Annotated in this window: 19 protein-coding genes; 8 read left to right on the top strand and 11 right to left on the bottom strand. The window is 72.9% G+C overall.

Annotation, left to right across the window (positions count from 1 at the left end):
* The first annotated feature begins 142 nt into the window (after nucleotides 1-142).
* Both ACFWR9_RS07110 and ACFWR9_RS07105 read left to right on the top strand, forming a co-directional pair.
* Entirely contained in the window at nucleotides 143-556 is a 414-nt protein-coding gene (locus ACFWR9_RS07110) for a RidA family protein (protein ID WP_383836757.1), read from the top strand.
* The gene (locus ACFWR9_RS07105; protein ID WP_383836754.1) at nucleotides 553-1,023 is read left to right on the top strand and encodes a GNAT family N-acetyltransferase; all 471 of its coding nucleotides are present in this window, start codon (nucleotides 553-555) and stop codon (nucleotides 1,021-1,023) included. Before ACFWR9_RS07110 ends, ACFWR9_RS07105 begins: the two co-directional genes overlap by 4 nt.
* A 31-nt stretch (nucleotides 1,024-1,054) precedes the next feature.
* Here the strand turns inward: ACFWR9_RS07105 and pip are convergent, their stop codons facing one another.
* On the bottom strand, nucleotides 1,055-2,020 hold the full coding sequence (gene pip, locus ACFWR9_RS07100) for a prolyl aminopeptidase (RefSeq protein ID WP_383836751.1): 966 nt from the start codon (nucleotides 2,018-2,020) through the stop codon (nucleotides 1,055-1,057).
* A 41-nt stretch (nucleotides 2,021-2,061) separates the two neighbouring features.
* The gene (locus ACFWR9_RS07095; protein WP_383836749.1) at nucleotides 2,062-2,775 is read right to left on the bottom strand and encodes a uracil-DNA glycosylase; all 714 of its coding nucleotides are present in this window, start codon (nucleotides 2,773-2,775) and stop codon (nucleotides 2,062-2,064) included.
* A 125-nt stretch (nucleotides 2,776-2,900) separates the two neighbouring features.
* On the opposite strand from ACFWR9_RS07095, the gene ACFWR9_RS07090 reads away from it, so the two are divergent.
* Nucleotides 2,901-3,440, top strand: a complete 540-nt coding sequence (locus ACFWR9_RS07090; protein ID WP_383836746.1) for an RNA-binding S4 domain-containing protein — start codon at nucleotides 2,901-2,903, stop codon at nucleotides 3,438-3,440.
* A 61-nt stretch (nucleotides 3,441-3,501) separates the two neighbouring features.
* Here the strand turns inward: ACFWR9_RS07090 and ACFWR9_RS07085 are convergent, their stop codons facing one another.
* A complete protein-coding gene (locus ACFWR9_RS07085) occupies nucleotides 3,502-3,921 on the bottom strand; it encodes a DoxX family protein (RefSeq protein WP_383836743.1) in 420 nt (139 codons plus the stop codon).
* 108 nt (nucleotides 3,922-4,029) lie between these two features.
* Nucleotides 4,030-4,716 carry a class I SAM-dependent methyltransferase gene (locus ACFWR9_RS07080; RefSeq protein ID WP_383836740.1) on the bottom strand — a complete coding sequence of 229 codons (687 nt, stop codon included), beginning with the start codon at nucleotides 4,714-4,716 and terminating at the stop codon, nucleotides 4,030-4,032.
* A 171-nt stretch (nucleotides 4,717-4,887) separates the two neighbouring features.
* Here ACFWR9_RS07080 and ACFWR9_RS07075 point away from each other — a divergent pair, with 171 nt between their 5' ends.
* The gene (locus tag ACFWR9_RS07075) at nucleotides 4,888-5,145 is read left to right on the top strand and encodes a DUF6343 family protein (RefSeq protein WP_383836737.1); all 258 of its coding nucleotides are present in this window, start codon (nucleotides 4,888-4,890) and stop codon (nucleotides 5,143-5,145) included.
* A gap of 3 nt (nucleotides 5,146-5,148) precedes the next feature.
* On the opposite strand, the gene ACFWR9_RS07070 is transcribed toward ACFWR9_RS07075, so the two are convergent.
* The 4 genes from ACFWR9_RS07070 to rpsA all read right to left on the bottom strand — a co-directional run bounded on the left by ACFWR9_RS07070 (nucleotide 5,149) and on the right by rpsA (nucleotide 8,975).
* A complete protein-coding gene (locus tag ACFWR9_RS07070) occupies nucleotides 5,149-5,529 on the bottom strand; it encodes a tetratricopeptide repeat protein (protein ID WP_383836735.1) in 381 nt (126 codons plus the stop codon).
* A gap of 49 nt (nucleotides 5,530-5,578) precedes the next feature.
* Nucleotides 5,579-6,199 (bottom strand): dephospho-CoA kinase, encoded by a 621-nt coding sequence (gene coaE / locus ACFWR9_RS07065; protein WP_383836731.1) that lies wholly within the window; start codon nucleotides 6,197-6,199, stop codon nucleotides 5,579-5,581.
* 136 nt (nucleotides 6,200-6,335) lie between these two features.
* Nucleotides 6,336-7,274, bottom strand: a complete 939-nt coding sequence (locus ACFWR9_RS07060) for a PAC2 family protein (protein ID WP_383836728.1) — start codon at nucleotides 7,272-7,274, stop codon at nucleotides 6,336-6,338.
* Nucleotides 7,275-7,457: 183 nt separating this feature from the next.
* Entirely contained in the window at nucleotides 7,458-8,975 is a 1,518-nt protein-coding gene (rpsA, locus tag ACFWR9_RS07055) for a 30S ribosomal protein S1 (protein WP_383836725.1), read from the bottom strand.
* 314 nt (nucleotides 8,976-9,289) lie between these two features.
* On the opposite strand from rpsA, the gene ACFWR9_RS07050 reads away from it, so the two are divergent.
* Entirely contained in the window at nucleotides 9,290-10,174 is an 885-nt protein-coding gene (locus ACFWR9_RS07050) for a class I SAM-dependent methyltransferase (protein ID WP_383836722.1), read from the top strand.
* 67 nt (nucleotides 10,175-10,241) lie between these two features.
* The gene (hrpB, locus tag ACFWR9_RS07045; protein ID WP_383836719.1) at nucleotides 10,242-12,788 is read left to right on the top strand and encodes an ATP-dependent helicase HrpB; all 2,547 of its coding nucleotides are present in this window, start codon (nucleotides 10,242-10,244) and stop codon (nucleotides 12,786-12,788) included.
* 76 nt (nucleotides 12,789-12,864) lie between these two features.
* Here the strand turns inward: hrpB and ACFWR9_RS07040 are convergent, their stop codons facing one another.
* A complete protein-coding gene (locus tag ACFWR9_RS07040; protein WP_383836716.1) occupies nucleotides 12,865-14,658 on the bottom strand; it encodes a lytic murein transglycosylase in 1,794 nt (597 codons plus the stop codon).
* Nucleotides 14,659-14,902: 244 nt separating this feature from the next.
* Between ACFWR9_RS07040 and ACFWR9_RS07035 the strand changes: the two genes are divergently transcribed.
* Nucleotides 14,903-15,757, top strand: a complete 855-nt coding sequence (locus ACFWR9_RS07035) for a DUF4184 family protein (RefSeq protein ID WP_383836713.1) — start codon at nucleotides 14,903-14,905, stop codon at nucleotides 15,755-15,757.
* On the opposite strand, the gene ACFWR9_RS07030 is transcribed toward ACFWR9_RS07035, so the two are convergent.
* Together ACFWR9_RS07030 and polA are read right to left on the bottom strand one after the other, a co-directional pair.
* Nucleotides 15,678-16,028, bottom strand: coding sequence for a hypothetical protein (locus ACFWR9_RS07030; RefSeq protein ID WP_383836710.1), 351 nt, complete (start codon nucleotides 16,026-16,028; stop codon nucleotides 15,678-15,680). The genes ACFWR9_RS07035 and ACFWR9_RS07030 overlap by 80 nt on opposite strands.
* 1,089 nt (nucleotides 16,029-17,117) lie before the next feature.
* Entirely contained in the window at nucleotides 17,118-19,841 is a 2,724-nt protein-coding gene (gene polA / locus ACFWR9_RS07025; protein WP_383836707.1) for a DNA polymerase I, read from the bottom strand.
* A 188-nt stretch (nucleotides 19,842-20,029) separates the two neighbouring features.
* On the opposite strand from polA, the gene ACFWR9_RS07020 reads away from it, so the two are divergent.
* On the top strand, nucleotides 20,030-22,324 hold the full coding sequence (locus ACFWR9_RS07020) for an FdhF/YdeP family oxidoreductase (RefSeq protein WP_383836703.1): 2,295 nt from the start codon (nucleotides 20,030-20,032) through the stop codon (nucleotides 22,322-22,324).
* Nucleotides 22,325-22,348: the final 24 nt, after the last annotated feature.

The following is a 22,348-nucleotide window of genomic DNA, read 5'->3' as shown; positions in this document are numbered from 1 at the left end:
CTCCTGGCGGTGACGAGGTGACGGAACGGACACTGGCAGCCTAGGCGGGCCGGGGCGCGGGCCGCGAGGGAAAATCGGGTGCGCGGGGTGGGCCGGGAGGCGGACGATCGGGAGGTTGTCCGTCCAGCTTCCAGGAGCCCACGTGATTCAGCGCGTCACCGTGTCCGGTCTCTTCCCGCCGCCCACCTACTCCCACGCCTCCGTCGTCGAGGCCGGCACCAGGCTCGCCTTCCTCGCCGGGGCAGTGCCGCTCGACGCGGACGGGAAACTGGTCGGCGAGGGCGACGCGGTCCGTCAGGCCGAGCAGGTCGTCGCGAACCTCACCGAGCAGTTGCGTGCCGTCGGCAGCGGCCTGGAGCACGTGCTGTCGACCGACGTGTACGTCGTGGGTACCGAGCCCGCCGAGCTGTCCGCCGTCTGGGACGTCGTCGAGGCGTCGGGGCTCAGTACCGGCCCGCATTCCTCCACGCTCCTCGGAGTGAGCTGCCTCGGGTACACGGGACAGCTGGTGGAGATCACGGCAACGGCGGTCGTGCCCGAGGAGGGCCGTCCGTGAGCCCGGAGACGGGGGCCGGGGCGGTCGTCCTGCGGCGCGCGTCGGCCGCCGACGCGCGTGCCGCCGCCGAGGTCTGGCTGCGCTCCTTCGCCGCCGCGCTGCCGACCGTGGTCCGGCCCCGGACCGACGCCGAGGTCCGGGAGTTCTTCCGGTACGTGGTGGTGGAGCGGCACGAGGCGTGGGTGGCGGAGGAGACCGGTGGTGCGGTGGCCGGGGTGATGGTGCTGGAGGGCGACGAGTTGTCGCAGCTGTATCTCGCCCCCGAACGGCGCGGGCGCGGGCTCGGCGACCGGTTCGTCGCCCTGGCCAAGGAGCGCGGGCCGGCCGGGCTCTCGCTGTGGACGTTCCAGGTCAACGCGCCCGCGCACCGCTTCTACGAGCGGCACGGATTCACGGCCGTGGAGTGGACGGACGGCGCCCGGAACGAGGAGCGGGAGCCGGACGTGCGGTACGTGTGGCGGCCGTAGGCCTGGAGAACTCGGCCGCCCGCACGTCCGCTCAGGCTTCGCGCCGGGCGTATTTGTCGGTCGCCGCCACGAGTGCCTCGTCCCCGGTGGCTCCGGCGTCGTGTCCGGCCTCGTCCACGACCACCAGCTCGCTGTCCGGCCAGGCGTGGTGGAGCCGCCATACGATGCCGAGGAGGTTGCCGAAGTCGAGGCTGCCCTGGACCAGGGTGCCGGGGACGCCCTTCAGCAGGTGCGCGTCCCTGAGGACCACGCCCTCGTCGTTGCCCTCGCCGAGGAAGTGGCCGTTGCCCCAGTAGTGCGTGACGGTGCGGGCGAAGCCCACGCGGAACTCCGGGTCCTCGAACCGGGCGACCGAGCGCGGCGGCGCCGGAATGGTCGCCGTCTCCCAGTCGGTCCAGGCGCGGGCGGCCCGCTCCCGGACCGCGGCGTCCGGCGACTCCAGCAGCCGGTTGTAGGCGGCGGCCGGATTGCCGTCACGCTGGTCCGGGGGCAGTTCGGCGAGGAAGCGCTCGAAAGCCTCGGGGAAGATCTTGCCCAACCCTCGGGTGAGGAGGGCCACTTCGTCGTTGGAGCCGGTCGCGACGCCGGTCAGCACCAGCTCGGACACCACGCCGGGGTGCGTCTGCGCGTACCGCAGGCCCAGGGCCGATCCCCACGACACGCCCCACACCAGCCAGCGCTCGATGCCCAGGTGGGCGCGGAGCCGTTCCAGGTCGGCCATGACGTGGGCGGTCGTGTTGACGCTCATGTCGGTGTCGTGGGCGCTCGCGCCGGGTAGCGACCGTCCGGCGCCGCGCTGGTCGAGGAGGACGATCCGGTAGGCGGCGGGGTCGAAGTACCGCCGGTGCCCCGGGCGCGCGCGGCTGCCCGGCCCGCCGTGCAGCACCAGCGCGGGCTTGCCGTGCGGGTTGCCGCAGGTCTCCCAGTAGACGCTGTTGCCGTCGCCGACGTCGAGCATGCCGTGGTCGTACGGTTCGATCTCCGGATACAGGCCCATCGGGGCACCGTAGCGCCGCCGGACCGGGGCGCTCATCCGCTTTACGGGGCGGACAGCCCGGCCGCGTCCGCCGCCGTGCGCAGCACTTCGCGGAGCATCTCGGGGGTGAGCCGGCCGGTGAAGGTGTTGCGCTGGCTGACGTGGAAGCAGCCGAAGAGACGCAGGCCGGGCCCGTCGGGCGCGTCCAGCGTGACCTGCCCGCCGTGTGCGAAGGGCGGACGGGGGCGGGGTACGGTCCAGCCCGCGCCGGCGAACGCGGGCAGTGCCGCCTGCCATCCGAAGGCGCCGAGCACGACCACGGCCCGCAGCGTCGGCCGCAGCAGTTCCAGCTCCTGGACGAGCCAGGGACGGCAGGTGTCCCGTTCGGCGGGGGTGGGCTTGTTGGCGGGCGGGGCGCAGTGCACCGGCGAGGTGACGCGAACGCCGAGCAGTTCCAGGCCGTCGTGGGCGGAGACCGCGGTGGGCTGCGAGGCGAGGCCCACGTCGTACAGGGCCTGGAACAGCACGTCTCCGGAGCGGTCGCCGGTGAACATCCGGCCGGTGCGGTTGCCGCCGTGGGCCGCGGGGGCGAGTCCGACGATCAGCAGGCTCGCGTCGGGCGGTCCGAAGCCCGGCACCGGACGGCCCCAGTACGTCCAGTCCGCGAAGGCCGCCCGCTTCGTACGGGCCACCTCCTCCCGCCAGTCGACCAGCCTGGGGCAGGCCCGGCAGCCCGCGATCCGCTGGTCGAGTACGGAGAGGCCGCCGGTGTCCATGCGTCCACCGTAGAACGATCCTCCGGTACGTGTGCGTCTCCGATGCTCCCTCCCCCGCCGGCTCCGCGGCGGCGCCCGCGGAAATTGTCGTCCCTCCCGCCGGGCCGGGCGGCTAAGGTCGGAGCATGGCTTCCGAGCATGACGAGGACAAGGTCCCGGCGGACGGGGCGGCCGTCCCGCAGGACGCCTCCGGGGCCCCGGATCAGGACCCGAAGACCGCCGCCGCGATCGCCGCCGCCGAGGCGGCCGGGCCCCAGAGCGGCGAGAGCGTCCGGGTGGACAGCTGGATCTGGGCCGTCCGCCTCATCAAGACGCGTTCCCTCGGCGCGACCGCCTGCCGCGGCGGCCATGTCCGGGTGAACGGTGACCGCGTGAAGCCCGCGTACTCACTGCGCGTGGGCGACGAGGTACGCCTGCGGCACGAGGGCCGGGAACGCGTCGTCATCGTGAAGCGGCTGATCCGCAAGCGCGTCGGTGCCCCGATCGCCGCCCAGTGCTACGCCGACAACTCCCCGCCGCCCCCGCCCCGCGAGGCCGTCGCCCCGGCCGGCATCCGCGACCGCGGCGCCGGCCGCCCGACCAAGCGGGACCGCCGTGAGATGGAGCGCCTGCGCGGACTGGAGAGCCTGGCCCGCGCCCGCAAGGACGCCGAGACCAGGCCCTGATCGCCGAGACCAACCCCTGATCGCCGGGACCAGGCCCAGACTCCGTCCTGGGACCGCCCGCTCAGCCGCGCGGGACTCGGATCAGCCGGAGCAGTTCCCCGTTGTGCTCGCGGCGGGACCGGGCGATGATCAGGAGCGGCACCAGCAGGATGAGTGGTGTCACCGCGTTCTCACCGTCGAGGTAGGTCAGCTGGACGACGAACGCGCCCACCATCAGCGCGCCGAGCGCCGACGCCGCCACCGACTGGAGCACCGGGATCAGCAGGGCGATCGCCCCGGCCAGCTCCAGGACGCCGATCGTGTACATGCCGACGTCGCCCCAGCCCATCGTGGCGAAGCTGTCGGCCGCCGAGGAGTGCGCGACGAGCTTCGGCGAGGCACTCGCCACGGCGAAGAACAGCGCGAGGAGCACCTGCACCACGCGCAGGGCGATCCGGGCGGTGCGAGCCGTGGGGGCGGTGGAAGCGGCGGTCTCGGCCATGGCGGTCTCCTGAGCTGGGCGGTCCGTGATGCTGTCGGGTGGGTAGACCGCCCCCCGGACCGGAACTCATCGTCGGATCCCTACGCTTGTGGCATCACTCCTGTGGCATCACTCCTGTGGCACCGGAATCGCCCTCACCCACGTCCCGTCGTCGGTCAGGTACCGGTCCACCCGGAGTCCCGCCTCCGCCAGCGCCTGCTCGAACTGTTCCTTGGTCAGCGGCCGGGCCAGGAAGGTCTGGGTCCAGACCGCGTCCGGGAACTCGTACTCCGCGCGTACCGAATTGACCCCGTCCGCGACCGGGTCAGCCGACACGATCCGCACGGTGAAGCCGCTGGGGTCGACCCGCTCGCGCGGCAGGTCCGTGTGGTAGTCCGCGCCCTCCCGCTGGATCAGTACGCAGCCGTCGTCCGCGACGTACCGCGCGCAGGTGCGCAGCAGTCCCCGCCGCACCTCGGCGTCCCCGGTGTGGACGAGGAACGACGCCATCATCACCACGTCGAAGCGCTCGTCCAGGTCGAGGTGCTCGATCGGGCCGCATATGGTCCGTGCGCCGCGCACGTGCGCCAGCATCTCGGCGGACTCGTCGACGGCGGTGACGGAGAAGCCGCGCTCCAGCAGCGGATGGGTCATGCGGCCCACGCCACTGCCCAGCTCCAGGATGCGCGCGCCCCCGGGCACGGCGGCGGCGACGATGCCCGGCTCGGGTCCCGCGGGCAGCCGCGAATACAGCTCGACGGCACAGCCGTCCGGGGTGATGGCCCCTGGTCCCGTCCCCTGGTGTCCCTCTCGCATTCTCAGTTCCATGCCCGTCCAACGGCCCGCCACCGCACACCCGTTCCCACTCGCCGCCGGTTCACCCGACCGAGTGAACACACGCGGTCCGGTGGTGCGGAGGACCGCCGATGCGGTCCGTTTCCCCCTCGTGGCCCGCCGGAGTACGTTGCTTACAGGAGTGGTGATCCGATGCGTACGGGCAGCGAACCGGCCACCGCGCGCAGTGCCCTGCGGGCGCGGTTCTGGCTGAGCCTGTGGGGGCTGGTCTGGGCGATCTTCGGGACGGCTGCCTTCGCGCTCACCGGGCGCATCGGATGGGCCGTCGCCTGCGGGGTGCTCTGGCTGGTCGCGGCGGTCGACCTGACCGTGGTCATGCGGCATCTGCGCCAGGGCCCCCACTACCAGCCGGGCCGGGACATCCCGCCGTACCCGCCGCCGAGGAGCTGACCGTCAGGAGTCGAACCGCGCCTGCTGGAGGTACTCCGGGTTCGGATCCAGGGCCGCCGCCAGTCTGAAGTGCCGCCGGGCCTGGTCGGGGCAGCCGCGGCGTTCGTAGGTGCGGGCCAGCGCGAAGTGCGCGAACGCGTTGTCCGGCTCGCGCTCCAGGACGATGGTGAACTCCAGCTCGGCCGGGCGCAGTTGCGCCGCGGCGAAGAAAGCACGCGCGCGCAGCAGCCGCGCGGCGGTGCTCTCGGGGTGGGCTCCGATGACCGCGTCGAGCAGCTTCACCGCGCCCCGCGGGTCCCGCGCCGCGAGCAGCTGCTCCGCGGCACGGAAGTCGATGACATCCGTCTCCGGAGTACGTCCGGTCGAACCGCTGGTCTCGGGCACGGCAGAGTCCTTCCCTCACTGGAAGGGATCAACGCCCGCGCGGGGCGCCCTATTCCTGTGCCGTCCGGCGCCGGGCGTGTGCTCTGCGGGTCAGCTCGGTCCACACCTCTGCGACACGGCGTCGCAGCTCGTCCAGCGGTACGTCGTTGTCGATGATCACGTCCGCGATGTCCCGGCGCTGCTCGCGTGTCGCCTGGGCGGCCATGCGCGCCCGCGCGTCGGGCTCGGTCATGCCGCGCAGCCGGACCAGCCGGTCGAGCTGGGTGCCCGGGTCGGCGTCGACGACGACCACGACGTCGTACAGCGGTGCCAGCCCGTTCTCGGTGAGCAGGGGGACGTCGTGGACGACGACGGCGTCCTCGTCGGCCGCCTCTTCGAGGGCGCGGGAGCGGTCGCCCACCAGGGGGTGCACGATCGAGTTCAGCGCGGCCAGCCGCTCCGGGTCGGCGAAGACGATCGAGCCGAGCTTAGGCCGGTCCAGGCTGCCGTCCCCGGCGAGCACGTCCTCGCCGAAGGCCTCCACGACCGCCGCGAGTCCCGGCGTTCCGGGCGCGACGACCTCGCGCGCGATCCGGTCCGCGTCGATCAGTACGGCGCCGTGCTCGACGAGCAGCCGCGACACCTCGCTCTTGCCGGCACCGATCCCGCCGGTCAGGCCCACGGACAGCATGACCGCGCCTCCACCTCACCACCCCCGCAACGGCGGGGACAACTTGCCGACTCCGATACCGCCGGTCAGGCCCACCGAAGATCATCCCCGCTGCGGCGGGGACGGGTGGGGCGCGGTCATCCGCCAGGCTACCGGATCAGCCGTCGCCCTCCCGATCCGCCAGGAACTGTTCGAACTCGCGGCCGATCTCGTCCGCCGAGGGAATCTCGACGGGCTCGGCGAGCATGTTGCCGCGGGTCTCGGCGCCCGCGGCCGCGTCGTACTGGTGCTCAAGGCCCTGGACGAGGGCGGTGAGCTCCTCGTCGCCCTCCTGGATCTGCCGGTCGATCTCCGTCTGGGTGCGGTGGGCGTCCGTGCGCAGGGAGTGCGCGATGCCGGGCAGGACCAGGCCGGTCGCCGCGGTGATCGCCTCCAGTACGGTCAGCGCCGCGTCCGGGTACGGGGAGCGGGCGATGTAGTGCGGGACGTGCGCGGCGACGCCCAGGACGTCGTGGCCGGCCTGCGTGAGCCGGTACTCGACGAGCGCCTCGGCGCTGCCGGGGACCTGCGCCTCCTCGAAGGGGCTGCGGTGGCCCGGTACGAGGTCGGTGCGGGTGCCGTGCGGGGTGATGCCGACGGGGCGGGTGTGCGGGACACCCATGGGGATGCCGTGGAAGCTGACCGCCAGGCGGACGCCCAGGCGCTCCACGATCTGCGCCACGGCCGCGGCGAAGCGCTCCCACTCGACGTCCGGCTCGGGGCCGGACAGCAGCAGGAACGGCGCCCCGGTGGCGTCCTGGACGAGCCGCACCTCGATGGTGGGGTCCTCGTACTCCGTCCAGCTGTCCCGCTTGAAGGTCAGCAGTGGACGGCGCGCCCGGTAGTCGACGAGCCGGTCGTGGTCGAAGCGGGCGACGACCTGGTGGGGCAGCGTGTCGAGCACGCGCTCGACGATCTGGTCGCCGGTTTCCCCGGCGTCGATGTAGCCGTCGAAGTGGTACAGCATGACCAGTCCGGCCGACTCCTGGGCGAGCGCCATGTCGACGACGGCCAGGCCCTTCGGCTCCCATGCGTACAAATCCTGCGGATCAAGCACAGTGACCGCTCCCCTCCTCGTGTTCGTACGTCACAACGCCGGGACGGGGGCGGGCATTCCCGGGAGGGCGAGGACTGTGATCTTGAGGGCCGCATCAGAGGGCACTGTCCAGGGCAACGCCAAGGGGCCGCACCTCGAAAGGTGCGGCCCCTCAGTCAACGGCTGGGCCTCAGCGGCCTGCGCTCAGCTCTGGCCGCCGGCCAGCTTCTCGCGCAGCGCGGCCAGCGCCTCGTCCGACGCCAGGGCGCCGGAGTTGTCGCCGCCCTCGGAGGAGTACGAGCCACCGCCGCCGCCGCCACCGCCGCCGGAGGCGGCCGGAGCCGCGCCCGCGGTGTCGACACCCTCGGCAGCGGCCTTCTCGTCCGCCTCGCGGGACTTGATGACCTGCGCCTGGTGCTGCTCGAAGCGCTGCTGCGCCTCGGCGTACTGGGTCTCCCACGCCTCGCGCTGGGTCTCGTAGCCCTCGAGCCAGTCGTTGGTCTCGGGGTCGAAGCCCTCGGGGTAGATGTAGTTGCCCTGGTCGTCGTAGGACGCGGCCATGCCGTACAGGGTCGGGTCGAACTCGACCGTGGACGGGTCGGCACCGAAGGCCTCGTTGGCCTGCTTCAGCGAGAGGCTGATGCGGCGGCGCTCGAGGTCGATGTCGATGACCTTGACGAAGATCTCGTCGTTGACCTGGACGACCTGCTCCGGGATCTCCACGTGGCGCTCGGCCAGCTCGGAGATGTGGACCAGACCCTCGATGCCCTCGTCCACGCGGACGAACGCACCGAACGGAACCAGCTTCGTGACCTTGCCGGGCACGACCTGGCCGATCTGGTGGGTGCGGGCGAACTGCTGCCACGGGTCTTCCTGGGTCGCCTTCAGCGACAGGGAGACACGCTCGCGGTCCATGTCGACGTCGAGAACCTCGACGGTGACCTCCTGGCCGACCTCGACAACCTCGGAGGGGTGGTCGATGTGCTTCCAGGACAGCTCGGAGACGTGGACCAGACCGTCGACGCCACCCAGGTCCACGAAGGCACCGAAGTTGACGATCGAGGAGACGACGCCGGAACGGACCTGACCCTTCTGGAGGGTGGTGAGGAACGTCTGGCGGACCTCGGACTGGGTCTGCTCCAGCCAGGCACGGCGGGACAGGACCACGTTGTTGCGGTTCTTGTCCAGCTCGATGATCTTCGCCTCGAGCTCCTTGCCCACGTAGGGCTGGAGGTCGCGGACGCGGCGCATCTCGACCAGGGAGGCCGGGAGGAAGCCACGGAGGCCGATGTCGAGGATGAGACCACCCTTGACGACCTCGATGACGGTACCGGTGACGATGCCGTCCTCTTCCTTGATCTTCTCGATGGTGCCCCAGGCACGCTCGTACTGGGCGCGCTTCTTCGAGAGGATCAGGCGGCCTTCCTTGTCCTCCTTCTGGAGAACAAGGGCCTCGATCTCGTCACCGACGGCGACGACCTCGTTGGGGTCGACGTCGTGCTTGATCGAGAGCTCGCGGCTCGGGATAACACCTTCGGTCTTGTAACCGATGTCGAGCAGGACCTCGTCCCGGTCGACCTTCACGATGACGCCGTCGACGATGTCGCCGTCGTTGAAGTACTTGATCGTCTCGTCGATCGCGGCGAGGAAGGCTTCCTCGTTACCGATGTCGTTGACCGCAACCTGCGGGGTGGTGGCGGTGGTCTCGGTGCTGCTCGTCATGTGGGAAAGGGCTCCGGTACGGACATTGAAGTCGTAGGTACTGCTTACGCCGGGAGCCCGTTTCGCTCTGCAGAAGGCCGGACAGCTTAGGAAGCGTCACCGAAACCAGGGGTGACGCCTCGAGAACCGAGGGGACATACAACAGATGCGAGCGCGACCTGCTACGTCTGAGGTGCGCAGGCCCGCAGCGCAACTTGTAGCATACGGGGGCAGCCGGGCAGGGTCAATGCGCGAAGCCGCACACCCGGGGCAGATCCCCGCATACCCGGCACAAAAGCCGTCCCCCGAGGCCACCTGGCCCCCCTGAGCGTCCCTTGCGTGACCCGGGGCCGGCCGCACGGAAGAGCCCGCAGACTAGTACGAGGGAGCCGGTCATCCAAGAGCCCGTAACGTCCGAGGCCGCGGAAGCAGAACCCGAGGCCACCCGGCGTGCCGCCGGTGTCACGGAGAGTTCGCACGCCAACCGCGGCTGGTGGGACCGGAACGCGGACGAGTACCAGACCGAACACGGCACCTTCCTCGGCGACGACCGCTTCGTGTGGTGTCCCGAGGGCCTGGACGAGACGGAGGCCGAGCTGCTCGGCCCGCCGGAGGACCTGAAGGGCAAGGCCGTCCTGGAGATCGGCGCCGGCGCCGCCCAGTGCTCGCGCTGGCTGACCGCCCAGGGTGCCCGTCCGGTGGCCCTCGACCTCTCCCACCGCCAGCTCCAGCACGCCCTGCGCATCGGCGGCGCCTTCCCTCTGGTCTGCGCCGACGCCACCGTGCTGCCCTTCGCGGACGGCTCGTTCGACCTGGCGTGCTCGGCCTACGGGGCGCTGCCGTTCGTCGCCGACCCGCGGCTGGTGCTGCGGGAGGTGCGCCGGGTGCTGCGCCCGGGGGGCCGTTTCGTCTTCTCCGTCACGCATCCGCTGCGCTGGGCGTTGCCGGACGAGCCGGGCCCGGAGGGACTGTCGGTGTCCGCGTCGTACTTCGACCGCACGCCCTACGTCGAGCAGGACGACGAGGGCCGCGCCGTGTACGTCGAGCACCACCGGACGCTCGGTGACCGGGTGCGGGACGTGGTGACGTCCGGGTTCCGGCTGGTGGACCTCGTGGAACCGGAGTGGCCGGACTGGAACACCTCCGAGTGGGGCGGGTGGTCCCCGCTGCGCGGGCACCTGATCCCGGGGACGGCGATCTTCGTGTGCGAGCGCGACTGAGTCGTACGTCCGGCACGTGCGCACGCGCGCGTGGAGGGCGGTTTCGCGGGCGTACGACACTGGGGGCGTGATCCGTTACGACGCCCTGGACGCGCTGCCCGTGCGCGGTGCCCTGCCCGCTCTGCACGACGCCCTGGAGGGGCACGGCACGGCGGTGCTGGTCGCGCCGCCCGGCACCGGCAAGACGACGCTGGTGCCGCTCGCGCTGGCCGGGCTGCTGGGCGAGGGACCCGCGCGGCGCGTGGTCGTGGCCGAGCCCCGGCGGATCGCGGCGCGGGCGGCGGCCCGGCGGATGGCGTGGCTGCTGGGTGAGAAGCCCGGCGCGCGTGTCGGGTACACCGTGCGCGGTGAGCGGGTCGTCGGGCGGCACACGCGCGTGGAGGTCGTCACGACCGGTGTGCTCCTGCAGCGGCTCCAGCGGGACCAGGAGCTGACGGGCGTCGACGTGGTGGTGCTCGACGAGTGCCACGAGCGGCACCTGGACGCGGACACGGCGGCGGCGTTCCTGTGGGACGTGCGGCAGACGCTGCGGCCGGAGCTGCGCCTGGTGGCCGCGTCGGCGACGACGGACGCGGAGGGCTGGTCCCGGCTGCTGGGCGGGGCGACGGTCGTCGAGGCGCGGGGCGTGTCGCATCCCGTGGAGGTGGTGTGGTCGCCGCCGGCGCGTCCGGTGCGGCCCCCGCACGGGACGCGGGTGGATCCGGCGCTGCTCGCGCACGTCGCGTCGGTGGTGCGGCGGGCGCTGGCCGAGCGGGACGGGGACGTGCTGTGCTTCCTGCCCGGCGTCGGGGAGATCGCGCGGGTCGCCGGGCGGTTGGGGGGCCTCGGGGACGTCGACGTGCTCCAGGTGCACGGGCGGGCGCCCGCGGCCGTGCAGGACGCGGTGCTGGTGCCCGGGGCACGGCGCCGGGTGGTCCTGGCGACCTCGGTGGCGGAGTCGTCGCTGACGGTCCCGGGCGTGCGGGTGGTCGTGGACGCGGGGCTGGCACGGGAGCCGCGCGTCGACCACGCGCGCGGGCTGAGCGCCCTGACGACGGTACGGGCCTCGCGGGCGGCGGCGCGGCAGCGGGCGGGGCGGGCCGGGCGGGAGGCCCCCGGCGCGGTGTACCGCTGCTGGGCGGAGGCGGAGGACGCCCGGCTGCCGCGGTTCCCGGCGCCGGAGATCAAGGTGGCCGACCTGACCGCGTTCGCCTTGCAGGCGGCCTGCTGGGGAGATCCGGACGCGTCCGGACTGGCGCTCCTGGACCCGCCGCCGGGTGGGGCGATGGCGGCGGCGCGGTCGGTCCTGACGGCGGTCGGCGCGGTCGACTCCACCGGTCGTGCCACGCCCCGGGGCACCCGGCTGTCCCGCCTCGGCGTCCATCCCCGCCTGGGGCGGGCGCTGCTCGACGCGGCGGGGTCGGCGGCGGGGGGCGCGGGGGCGGGCGGCTCCGGTGGAGGCGGCGGTGGTTCCGAGGTGGTCGCCGAAGTGGTCGGGCTGCTCAGTGAGGAGGCGCCGCGGGAGTACGGGGACGAGCTGGTGTCCGTGCTGCGGGCCGCCCGGCGTGGGGGTGACGGCTACGCGGCGCGGTGGCGGGGCGAGGTGCGGCGGCTGCGGGGCGCGGTGGAGCCGGGTGACGGCCGGCGGGCGCAACCGCTCGCCGAGGACGCTCTCGCCGGGTTGGTGGCCGCCCTGGCCTTTCCCGAGCGCGTGGCGAAGAAGGACGGCGGTACCTATCTGATGGTCTCCGGCACCCGTGCCGAGCTGCCGGAGGGGTCGGCGCTGCGGGGAGCGCCGTGGATCGCCGTCGCCGTGGCCGACCGCCCGGTGGGACGGGGCCACGCGCGCGTGCAGCTCGGTGCGGCCATCGACGAGGAGACGGCGCGGCTCGCGGCGGGGGCGCTGCTGGCGGAGCGGGACGAGGTCCACTGGCGCGACGGCGACGTCCTGGCCCGGCGTGTCGAACGGCTCGGGGCCGTGGAACTCGCGGTCCGGCCGCTCACCGGCGCCGACCCCGGTCTCGTACGGGACGCCCTGCTCGAAGGGCTGCGGCAGGAAGGGCTCGGGCTGCTGCGCCGTACGGCTGACGCGGACGCGCTGCGCGCGCGGCTCGCGTTTCTGCGGCGGCATCTCGGTGAGCCGTGGCCGGACGTCTCCGACGACGCCCTCCACGCGCGCGTGGACGAGTGGCTGGAACCCGAGCTGAGCCGGGCCCGGCGGCGGGCCGACCTGGGCCGGATCGACGCCGTGGAGGCGCTGGCGCGGCTGCTGCCCTGGGCGTCCGGGGAGGCGGCGCGGCTCGACGAACTGGCCCCCGAGCGAATCGTGGTCCCCAGTGGGTCCAGGATCCGGATCGACTACGGCGACCCGGAACAGCCGGTCCTCGCGGTGAAGTTGCAGGAGATGTTCGGGCTGCAGCGGTCGCCCCTGGTCGCCGGGGTGCCCCTGCTCGTCCATCTCCTCTCCCCCGCCGGACGCCCCGCCGCGGTGACGGCCGACCTGGCCTCCTTCTGGCGGGACGGTTACAAGGGCGTACGCGCGGAGCTGCGCGGCCGGTACCCGAAGCATCCGTGGCCCGAGGATCCCGCCACGGCGGAGCCGACCCGGTACACGAAGGCCCGGCTCGCGAAGTGACGTAGGAGCCGGGAGATGGCGAGGGCGCCCGCCGCCGAAGCGGAGGGCGCCCTCGGTCGTCCGGCCGGGATCGCGCCTATGCCTTGGGCTCGGCGGAGGGGCTCGTGGACGGCTCGGTCGACGGCTCCGTGGACGGGTCGGGCGTCGGCTCGGCGGCCTCGGCCACCTTCAGCTGGACGTTGAGCGCGGCGCCGCCCGCCGTGGTGAGGCGGAGCATGTACGTGCCGCTGGTGTCGTCGGCGTACAGCTTCGGCAGCTTCAGCATGCCCTTGGCGTCGGTCTTGAGGCCGGTCAGGGTACGGACGGCCGTGCCGTCGGCGTCCTTGAAGTAGGGGCCCTTGTCGGCCTCGGTCGGGTCGAGCACCGACTTGATGAGCGTGGCGGTGACGGCGACCTTGTCCGCGGCGGCGCCCTTGTGCGTGGCCTTCACCTCGACCTGGTCCGCGAACTCGCCGCCCGGCGCGCAGGTCAGCTCGGTCTCACCGACGCGGGCGAGGGCGTCGGCGACGCGTTCGGTGACGGTGGCCTTGTAGTCGAGGCCCACGGTACGGCCGATCACGGTGGCGCGGACGGTGAACCCGCCGGTCTTCTCGCCCGCCACCAGCGCGGGCGCGACGGCCACGCCGGAGGCGTTGGTGGTGACCGCGGCGACCTTGTCTCCGCCGGTGAAGGCGGCGTCCGTGTCGCCCAGCACGGTGAAGCGGACGCGTACCTTGCCGACGGCCTTTCCGGCCTTGGTCTCGGCGCGGGCGCTGAGCTTCTTGGCGAAGGTGTCGCCCGCGATCGCGGTGAGCCCGGTAGTGCCCGCGTTGTCCAGGTGGTGCACCGTGTCGGTGGGCGTGGGAGGCCGGGTGCCGGTGGGGGGCTCCGGGTCGGTCGGCGGCTTGGGGGTCGGTGAGACGGGGCCGGGGTTCGGAGGCTTGCCGGGCTCGGTCGGGCGGTTCGGCTCGCCGGGGCCGGGCGACGTGGAGCCGGCGGCACCGGGCCGCGTCGTCGGACCCGTCGCACCGGGCGAGGGACCGGTGCCGGCACCGATCGGGTCGTCGCTGCGGCCCACCGGGAGGGTGCCGGTGCCGTCGGGGATCTCGTGGGTGCCCTTGCGGTAGTGCTCCAGCCAGGACAGGACCGTGTGCAGGTAGTCCTGCGAGTTGTTGTAGCTGAGGATCGCGCTCTTGAGGTCGGTCTCGTCGGAGAGGTCCCAGGTGAAGCGGCACAGGTAGTGACCGGCGGCGAGCGCGGCGTCGTAGACGTTGTTGGGGTCGTCCTTGCCGTCGCCGTTGCCGTCCCGGCCCGCCCACGCCCAGGTGGAGGGGATGAACTGCATGGGGCCGACGGCGTTGTCGTAGCTGCTGTTGCCGTCGTAGGCGCCGTCGTCGGTGTCCTTGATGAGCGCGAAGCCGTTGCCGTCGAGCTGGGGGCCGATGATCTTGCCGATGGTGGTGCCCTCGGCGTCGACGCGGCCGCCGCGGGCCTGACCGGACTCCACCTTGCCGATCGCCGCGAGGAGTTGCCACGGCAGGTTGCAGCCGGGCTTGGCTTGGCGCACCGCCGACTCGGCCTTCTTGTAGGCGTCCAGGACGGTCGCCGGTATGCCGGCCTCTGCGGCAGCCCGGGAGTCGGGGGTGCCGATGGTGGGTGATGGGCTCGGGCTGTTGAGCGGCGGCAGGTCCGTGTAGTACGGCGAGTTGCCGGTCGCGCTCTCCTGGGAGGGTGTGTCGGACGTCGGCGCGTTGTCGGCGCTGGTCTGTCTGCCGTTGGCGTCGGCCGTCACGTCCGGGGCCTGGGACGCGGACAGGGCCGCGACCACGACCGCCGCCACGGTGGTGGTGACCGCCGCCTTGCGGAGCCTCCTGTCGAAATGCGCCGCCATAGAGTGAACCCCTCCCGTGGACGCCCGCGCGTCCGTCTCCGTCCGTGTCCGGCTGTCGTGCCCGCCCCGTGGCTTCCGCCCTGTTGTGACGATCGGTCCGCGCCGACGGTTGCACCGCAACTGTCCGAGCACGGTGATCGTCTGTTCGACCAGCACGATGCCGCAGGCGACCCTACGGCAACTTGCTTTGCACGGGCACCCGTTCGCGCCCGATATTCACCGGTTGGCCATAAGAGGAGTCCTGTTGCCGTTCACTCTCAGTCATGCCGCCGCCGTGCTGCCCGGAGTGCGGGGCGACGGGACGGGCCGTGGACGGCTGGTGCCGGCCGTGCTGGTGGCGGGGTCGTTCGCGCCCGACATGACCTATTACATGGCGAGTTTCCTGCCCGAGGCGATGGAGTTCGGGGACGTCACACACTCGTTTCCCGGTGTTTTCACGGTGGATGTGGCCGTGGCCTGGGCGCTGGTGGGGTTGTGGCTGCTGGTCCGCGAACCGCTGGTGGCCCTGCTGCCAAGGGCCCACCAGGGACGCGTCGCGCCCCTGCTGCGCTGCGGGGCGCCACGCGCGCGTGTGCTGCGCTCACTGGTGGCGTGGTGGTACGTGTCGGCGGTGCTGGGGGCGCTGACGCACGTGGTGTGGGACGCGTTCACGCATTTCGACCGCTGGGGGATGCGGGTGTTCCCGGTGCTGGGCCGGGAGATCGCGGGCTCGCCGCTCTACTGGTACCTGCAGTACGGCGGTTCCGCGGTGGCCGCGGTCGTGCTCGTCGTGTTCCTGACGCGGGCGCTGCGCCGGACGCCCCGGAGCGAGGCGCCGGCCGTTCCGCGCCTCTCGGTCCGGGACCGGTGGTGGGCCGCGGCGGTCCTCGGCGGCTGCGCGGTGGCCGGGGCGGTGCGGCGGGCGACGCGGTGGTGGGACTACTGGGGTCACATGGCGAAACCCTGGGAGCTGATCCCGACGGTGTGCTTCGGTGCGGGCGCGGGGCTGGCCCCGGCGCTGCTGCTGTACGCCGTGGCGGTCAGGGTGTGGCGTCCGGTCCCGGCTCCCACCAGCCATGCCGGTGCCGGTACGGAGCCGGCCCGCCGGGTCGCCCGCTGAAGGTGTCGGCGGTCGCGGCGAACACGGCGGTGAAGGTGCGTGCGGGGCGTGGCCGCGGCACCAGGGTGAGGGCCAGCGACAGGTAGCCGCGCGCCAGGTCGGCCCACAGGCGCCAGGCCGATGCCTCGCGCGGGGTGGCGGTCGCCGGGTCCCGGCGGGCGAGTCTGCGGCGGAGGCCGGTCGCGGTGCGGCGCAGGGCCGTGGTGAGGGTGGCGGGGATGCGGCCGGTACTCGCGCCTGGCGCGAGGGCCGGGACCGGTAGCAGTGGCACGCGGGCGGGTCCGTCTGTGCTTGCCCGTGCCGGTGTCGTCCGGTGGTGGAGCATGCGTATACCCATGCCCGCATCCTCACGGGAGAGGAGCGCGGGCGGCGCATCCGCGGGGGCCACCAGAGTGACGAGCCCGCCGGGGGCTGGAGGGCGTCGCGGGGTGCGTGCCGGCACCGGTGACGCCGCTGGGCGGGCGACGCCCCGGGGAGCCGCCCCGCAGCGGTCGAGCAAGCCCCGCCGAGGGCGCGCGCCGCCACCACGTACCGGCTCGTCTGTCTACCACGGGGCGACCCTCACGGGGACGGGGCCACCCTCACAGGGACGGGGCCACCCCCACAGGGACGGGGCGACCCCCACAGGGACGGGGCCACCCTCACGGGGGCGGGGCGACCCCCACGGGGACGGGGCCAGCCTCACGGGCCAGGGACCACGGCCCGACAGCAACGCCCCATCGGCAGGGAGGAGCGCACGCGGCGCGCGAGTCGGAGTGCCGGTGCCCGGCGGGGTGCCCACTGCCGGCGTCGGCGCGAGCCCTGGGCTGTGCCAGGCGGAGGGTCCGCGCTCGTGACCGTGCCCGGCAAAGCGCCCGGGCCGGTGTCTGGCGGGAGCCCCCGGGACGCGGGCGGCACAGCCGGCCGGGTGCGGAGCCGGCCCCTGCGGACACGGCGACGAACGGGCCACAGCCGACGGAACCCCGCTGCCACTGCCGGTGTCGCGACGTAGCCGGGGCGTACGGCCCAGCCAGACGGACGGGCGTTCGGCTCCCCACCCGGCCCCGGGGACGGGCCGTGTGTGACGGCGTAACCGGGCGTACGGCCCAACCAGGCCGACGGGCGTTCGGCTCCCCACCCGGCCCCGGGGACGGGCCGTGTGTGACGGCGTAACCGGGCATACGGCCCAACCAGGCCGACAGGCGTTCGGCTCCCCACCCGGCCCCCGGGACGGCGAAGCGCCGGCCGGCCTCCCGCGCCGCCGACCGCCGCCGAACCCCACTGCCCCAGGCTTGGAGCCGCCACGCCGGGCGCGGGCGGGCGAACGCCGTGGCCGACGCTCCCCCACCCCACCCCACCTCGCCCCGCCAACCGCCGGAGGCTAGTGCGCCGCCGACTCCCAGTCCGCCCCCGAGCCCACCGAGACGCCCAGGGGGACGCTGAGGCGGACCGCGTTCGCCATTTCGCGGCGGACCAGTTCCTCCGCCGCCGCGCGCTCGCCGGGGGCGATCTCCAGGACGATTTCGTCGTGGACCTGGAGCAGCATGCGGGAGGAGAGGCCGGCCTCGCGCAGTGCCTTGTCCACGTTGAGCATGGCGATCTTGACGATGTCGGCCGCGGTGCCTTGGATCGGCGCGTTCAGGGCCATGCGCTCGGCGGCCTCGCGGCGCTGGCGGTTGTCGCTGTTGAGGTCGGGCAGGTAGCGGCGGCGACCGAAGAGGGTCGCCGTGTACCCGGTCGCCCTCGCCTCTTCGACGACCCGGCGCAGATAGTCCCGTACGCCGCCGAAACGCTCGAAGTAGGCGTCCATCAGGCCGCGCGCCTCGGTCGCCTCGATGTTCAGCTGCTGGGAGAGGCCGAAGGCGGAGAGGCCGTACGCGAGGCCGTAGGACATGGCCTTGATCTTGCGGCGCATCTCCGCGTCCACGGCCGACTGCTCGACGGAGAAGACCTGCGCGGCGGCGGTGGTGTGCAGGTCCTCGCCCGAGGTGAACGCCTCGGTCAGGCCCGCGTCCTCGGACAGGTGGGCCATCACCCGCAGCTCGATCTGGCTGTAGTCGGCCGTCATGAGGGACTCGAAGCCCTCGCCGACCACGAAGCCGCGGCGGATGGCGCGGCCTTCGTCGGTGCGGACCGGGATGTTCTGGAGGTTCGGGTCCGTGGAGGAGAGGCGGCCGGTCGCGGCGACCGTCTGGTTGAACGTGGTGTGGATGCGGCCGTCCGCGGCGATCGTCTTGATCAGGCCCTCCACCGTGACGCGCAGCTTGGCCTGCTCGCGGTGGCGGAGCATGATCACCGGCAGTTCGTTGTCGGTCTGGGCCGCGAGCCAGGCCAGGGCGTCGGCGTCGGTGGTGTAGCCGGTCTTGGTCTTCTTGGTCTTGGGCAGGTTCAGCTCGCCGAAGAGGACTTCCTGGAGCTGCTTGGGCGAGCCCAGGTTGAACTCGCGTCCGGCCGCCGCGTGCGCCTCCTTCACCGCCTGCTGCACGGCGCCCGCGAACATCTGCTCCATGGCCTCAAGATGGGCCCGGTCGGCCGCGATGCCGTGCCGCTCCATGCGGGCGAGCAGCGCGGAGGTCGGCAGTTCCATGTCGCGCAGCAGGTCCGCGGCGCCGACGTCCGCCAGGCGGCCCTCGAAGGCCTCACCGAGGTCGAGGATCGCGCGGGCCTGCACCATCAGTGCCTCGGCCTCGGCGCCGTCGTCCGCGCCGAAGGCCAGCTGGCCGTCGGCGGCGGCGGCCGGGGCCAGCTCGCGGTGCAGGTACTCCAGGGACAGCGCGTCCAGGTCGAAGGAGCGGCGGCCCGGCTTGACCAGGTAGGCGGCGAGCGCGGTGTCCATGCCTACGCCGGCGACGCTCCAGCCGTGCTCGGCGAAGACGCGCATCGCGCCCTTGGCGCTGTGGAAGACCTTCGGACGGCCCGCGTCGGACAGCCAGGCGGCGAACGCCGTCTCGTCGGCCTCGTCCAGCGCCGTCGGGTCGAACCAGGCGGCCGTCCCGTCGGACGCGGCCAGCGCGACCTCGGCGACCGAGCCGGTGCCCAGGGCCCAGGTGTCGACGGTGGCGACGCCGAGGGGCTGTGCGCCGTGCTCGGTGAGCCAGCCGGCCACCTCGCCGGTGCCCAGGACCACGCCGTCCAGCTCGACACCGTCCGCCACGACCGGGGTGGCCTCGGCCTCCTCGGCGCCCGGGTCGACGGCGTAGAGCCGCTCGCGCAGGGACGGATTGCGGATCTCCAGGGTGTCCAGGATCATCGCGACGCCCTTGCGGTCGTACGCGGGACGCTCCAGGTCGGTGACCGCCCTGGGCAGCTCGACCCGCCGCTCCAGCTCGGTGAGCCGTCGGTTGAGCTTGACGGACTCCAGGTGGTCGCGCAGGTTCTGCCCGGCCTTGCCCTTGACCTCGTCGACGCGCTCGACCAGGTCCGCGAAGGAGCCGAACTGGTTGATCCACTTCGCGGCCGTCTTCTCGCCGACGCCCGGGATGCCCGGCAGGTTGTCGGACGGGTCGCCGCGCAGGGCGGCGAAGTCGGGGTACTGGGCGGGGGTCAGCCCGTACTTCTCGAAGACCTTCTCCGGCGTGAAGCGGGTCAGCTCGGAGACGCCCTTGGTCGGATAGAGGACCGTGGTGTGCTCGCTGACCAGCTGGAAGGAGTCCCGGTCGCCGGTGACGATCAGCACGTCGAAGCCCTCGGCCTCGGCCTGCGTGGCGAGCGTGGCGATGACGTCGTCCGCCTCGAAGCCGTCGACGGCGAAGCGGGTGACGTGCATGGCGTCGAGCAGCTCGCCGATCAGCTCGACCTGGCCCCTGAACTCGTCCGGGGTCTTGGATCGGTTCGCCTTGTACTCGGTGAACTCCTGGGACCGCCAGGTCTTGCGGGAGACGTCGAACGCCACCGCGAAGTGCGTGGGCGCCTCGTCACGCAGCGTGTTGGCCAGCATCGACGCGAATCCGTAGATCGCGTTGGTCGGCTGGCCCGTCGCGGTCGTGAAGTTCTCCGCGGGCAGCGCGAAGAACGCGCGGTACGCCAGCGAGTGCCCGTCCATGAGCATCAGCCGCGGGCGGGCGCCGGAGGTGCTGTCGGTCTTCTTCGATGCTGTCTTCGCCACGACACCGATCCTGCCACGGACCACTGACAGTCGGTCCCGGCCCCGCCCTTCCACGCCGTGGGCGCGGCGGTGCGCGCGAAGTCCGCGAACACTGCTCACGATCTCCGCCCGCCCCGGCCGGACGAGTTGTCGGCGGCGCGTGCGAGGATCGGAGACGTACCTCACACGCGTAAGCGAAGGAGCGCGCGATGGCCACCAAGCCGCCCAAGGGTGATCCCGTCCAGGACGCGCCGCAGGTGACGCGGCCCCAGCACGCGGCGGCCGGCATCCCGGCCATCGGCCACACCCTGCGGATCGCACAGCGGCAGATGGGTGTGAAGCGGACCGCGCTGACGCTGCTGAGTGTCAACCAGAAGGACGGCTTCGACTGCCCGGGCTGCGCCTGGCCCGAGCCGGACCACCGGCACAAGGCGGAGTTCTGCGAGAACGGCGCGAAGGCGGTGGCGGAGGAGGCCACCCTGCGCCGGGTCACCCCGGAGTTCTTCGCCGCGCACCCCGTGGCCGACCTCGCCACCCGCAGCGGGTACTGGCTGGGCCAGCAGGGACGGCTCACGCACCCGGTGTACCTCCCCGAGGGCGGCGAGCACTACGAACCGGTCACCTGGGAGCGTGCCTTCGGCATCGTCGCGGAGGAGATCGCCGCCCTGGACTCCGCCGACGAGGCGGTCTTCTACACGTCGGGGCGCACCAGCAACGAGGCGGCGTTCCTCTACCAGCTCTTCGCGCGCGAGCTGGGCACGAACAACCTGCCCGACTGCTCCAACATGTGCCACGAGTCGTCCGGCTCCGCCCTGTCCGAGACCATCGGCATCGGCAAGGGCAGCGTCCTCCTGGAGGACCTCCACAAGTCCGACCTGATCATCGTGGCGGGGCAGAACCCGGGCACCAACCACCCGCGCATGCTCTCCGCCCTGGAGCAGGCCAAGGCGAACGGCGCGCGGATCATCAGCGTCAACCCCCTGCCCGAGGCCGGGCTTGAGCGCTTCAAGAACCCGCAGACCGCCAAGGGGCTCACCGCGGGCGCCGCGCTCACCGACCTGTTCCTGCAGATCCGTCTCGGCGGCGACCAGGCCCTGTTCCGGCTGCTGAACAAGCTGATCCTGGAGACCGAGGGCGCGGTCGACGAGGACTTCGTCGCGGAACACACGCACGGCTACGAGGAGTTCGCCGAGACCGCCCGGGCCGCCGACTGGGACGAGACGCTGGCGGCCACCGGGCTCACCCGCGCGGAGATCGAGGAGACGCTGCGCATGGTGCTCGCCTCCGAGCGCACCATCGTGTGCTGGGCGATGGGCCTGACCCAGCACAAGCACTCCGTGCCCACGATCCGCGAGGTCGTGAACTTCCTGCTGCTGCGCGGCAACATCGGCCGTCCGGGCGCGGGCGTCTGCCCGGTGCGCGGCCACTCCAACGTGCAGGGCGACCGCACGATGGGCATCTTCGAGCGGCCCGCGCCCGCGTTCCTGGACGCCCTGGAGAAGGAGTTCGGCTTCGCCCCGCCGCGCGAGCACGGCTACGACGTCGTACGGGCCATCCGCGCGCTGCGCGACGGAGAGGCGAAGGTCTTCTTCGCCATGGGCGGCAACTTCGTCTCGGCGTCGCCCGACACGGAGGTCACCGAGGCGGCCATGCGCCGAGCGCGCCTGACCGTGCACGTGTCGACGAAACTGAACCGCTCGCACGCGGTCACCGGCGCGCGGGCGCTGATCCTGCCGACGCTGGGCCGCACCGAACGTGATCTCCAGGTCGGCCCGGACGGGCAGAGCACAGAGCAGTTCGTCACCGTCGAGGACTCCATGGGCATGGTGCACGCGTCCCGGGGCAAGCTGGAGCCCGCGAGCGGGCGGCTGCTGTCCGAGCCGGCGATCGTGTGCCGGCTGGCGCGCCGGGTGCTGGGCGAGGACAGCCGTACGCCGTGGGAGGAGTTCGAGAAGGACTACGCGACGATCCGCGACCGCATCGGGCGGGTCGTCCCGGGGTTCGAGGACTTCAACGCGCGCGTGGCGCACCCCGGGGGGTTCGCCCTCCCGCACGCCCCCCGGGACGAGCGGCGCTTCCCGACGGCCACCGGCAAGGCCAACTTCACCGCCGCGCCGGTCGAGTTCCCCGAGCTGCCCGAGGGGCGGCTGCTGCTCCAGACGCTGCGCTCGCACGACCAGTACAACACCACGATCTACGGCCTGGACGACCGCTACCGGGGCATCAGGAACGGCCGCAGGGTCGTCCTGGTCAACCCGGAGGACGCCCGGAAGCTGGACGTCGAGGACGGCTCGTACGTCGACCTGGTGAGCGAGTGGCGGGACGGGGTGGAGCGGCGGGCGCCCGGTTTCCGCGTCGTGCACTATCCGACGGCCCGGGGCTGCGCGGCGGCCTACTACCCGGAGACCAACGTGCTGGTGCCGCTGGACGCCACCGCGGACACCAGCAACACCCCGGCCAGCAAGTCCGTCGTCGTCCGTCTGGAACAATCGGCGACCGACTGAGCGTTTGCTCAGTCGAGCCGACGG

This window comes from Streptomyces sp. NPDC058534 (genome assembly GCF_042717365.1).
GTDB lineage: Bacteria > Actinomycetota > Actinomycetes > Streptomycetales > Streptomycetaceae > Streptomyces.
Note: the sequence above shows the minus strand (reverse complement) of the source record. Positions and strands in the feature narration are given on the sequence as shown.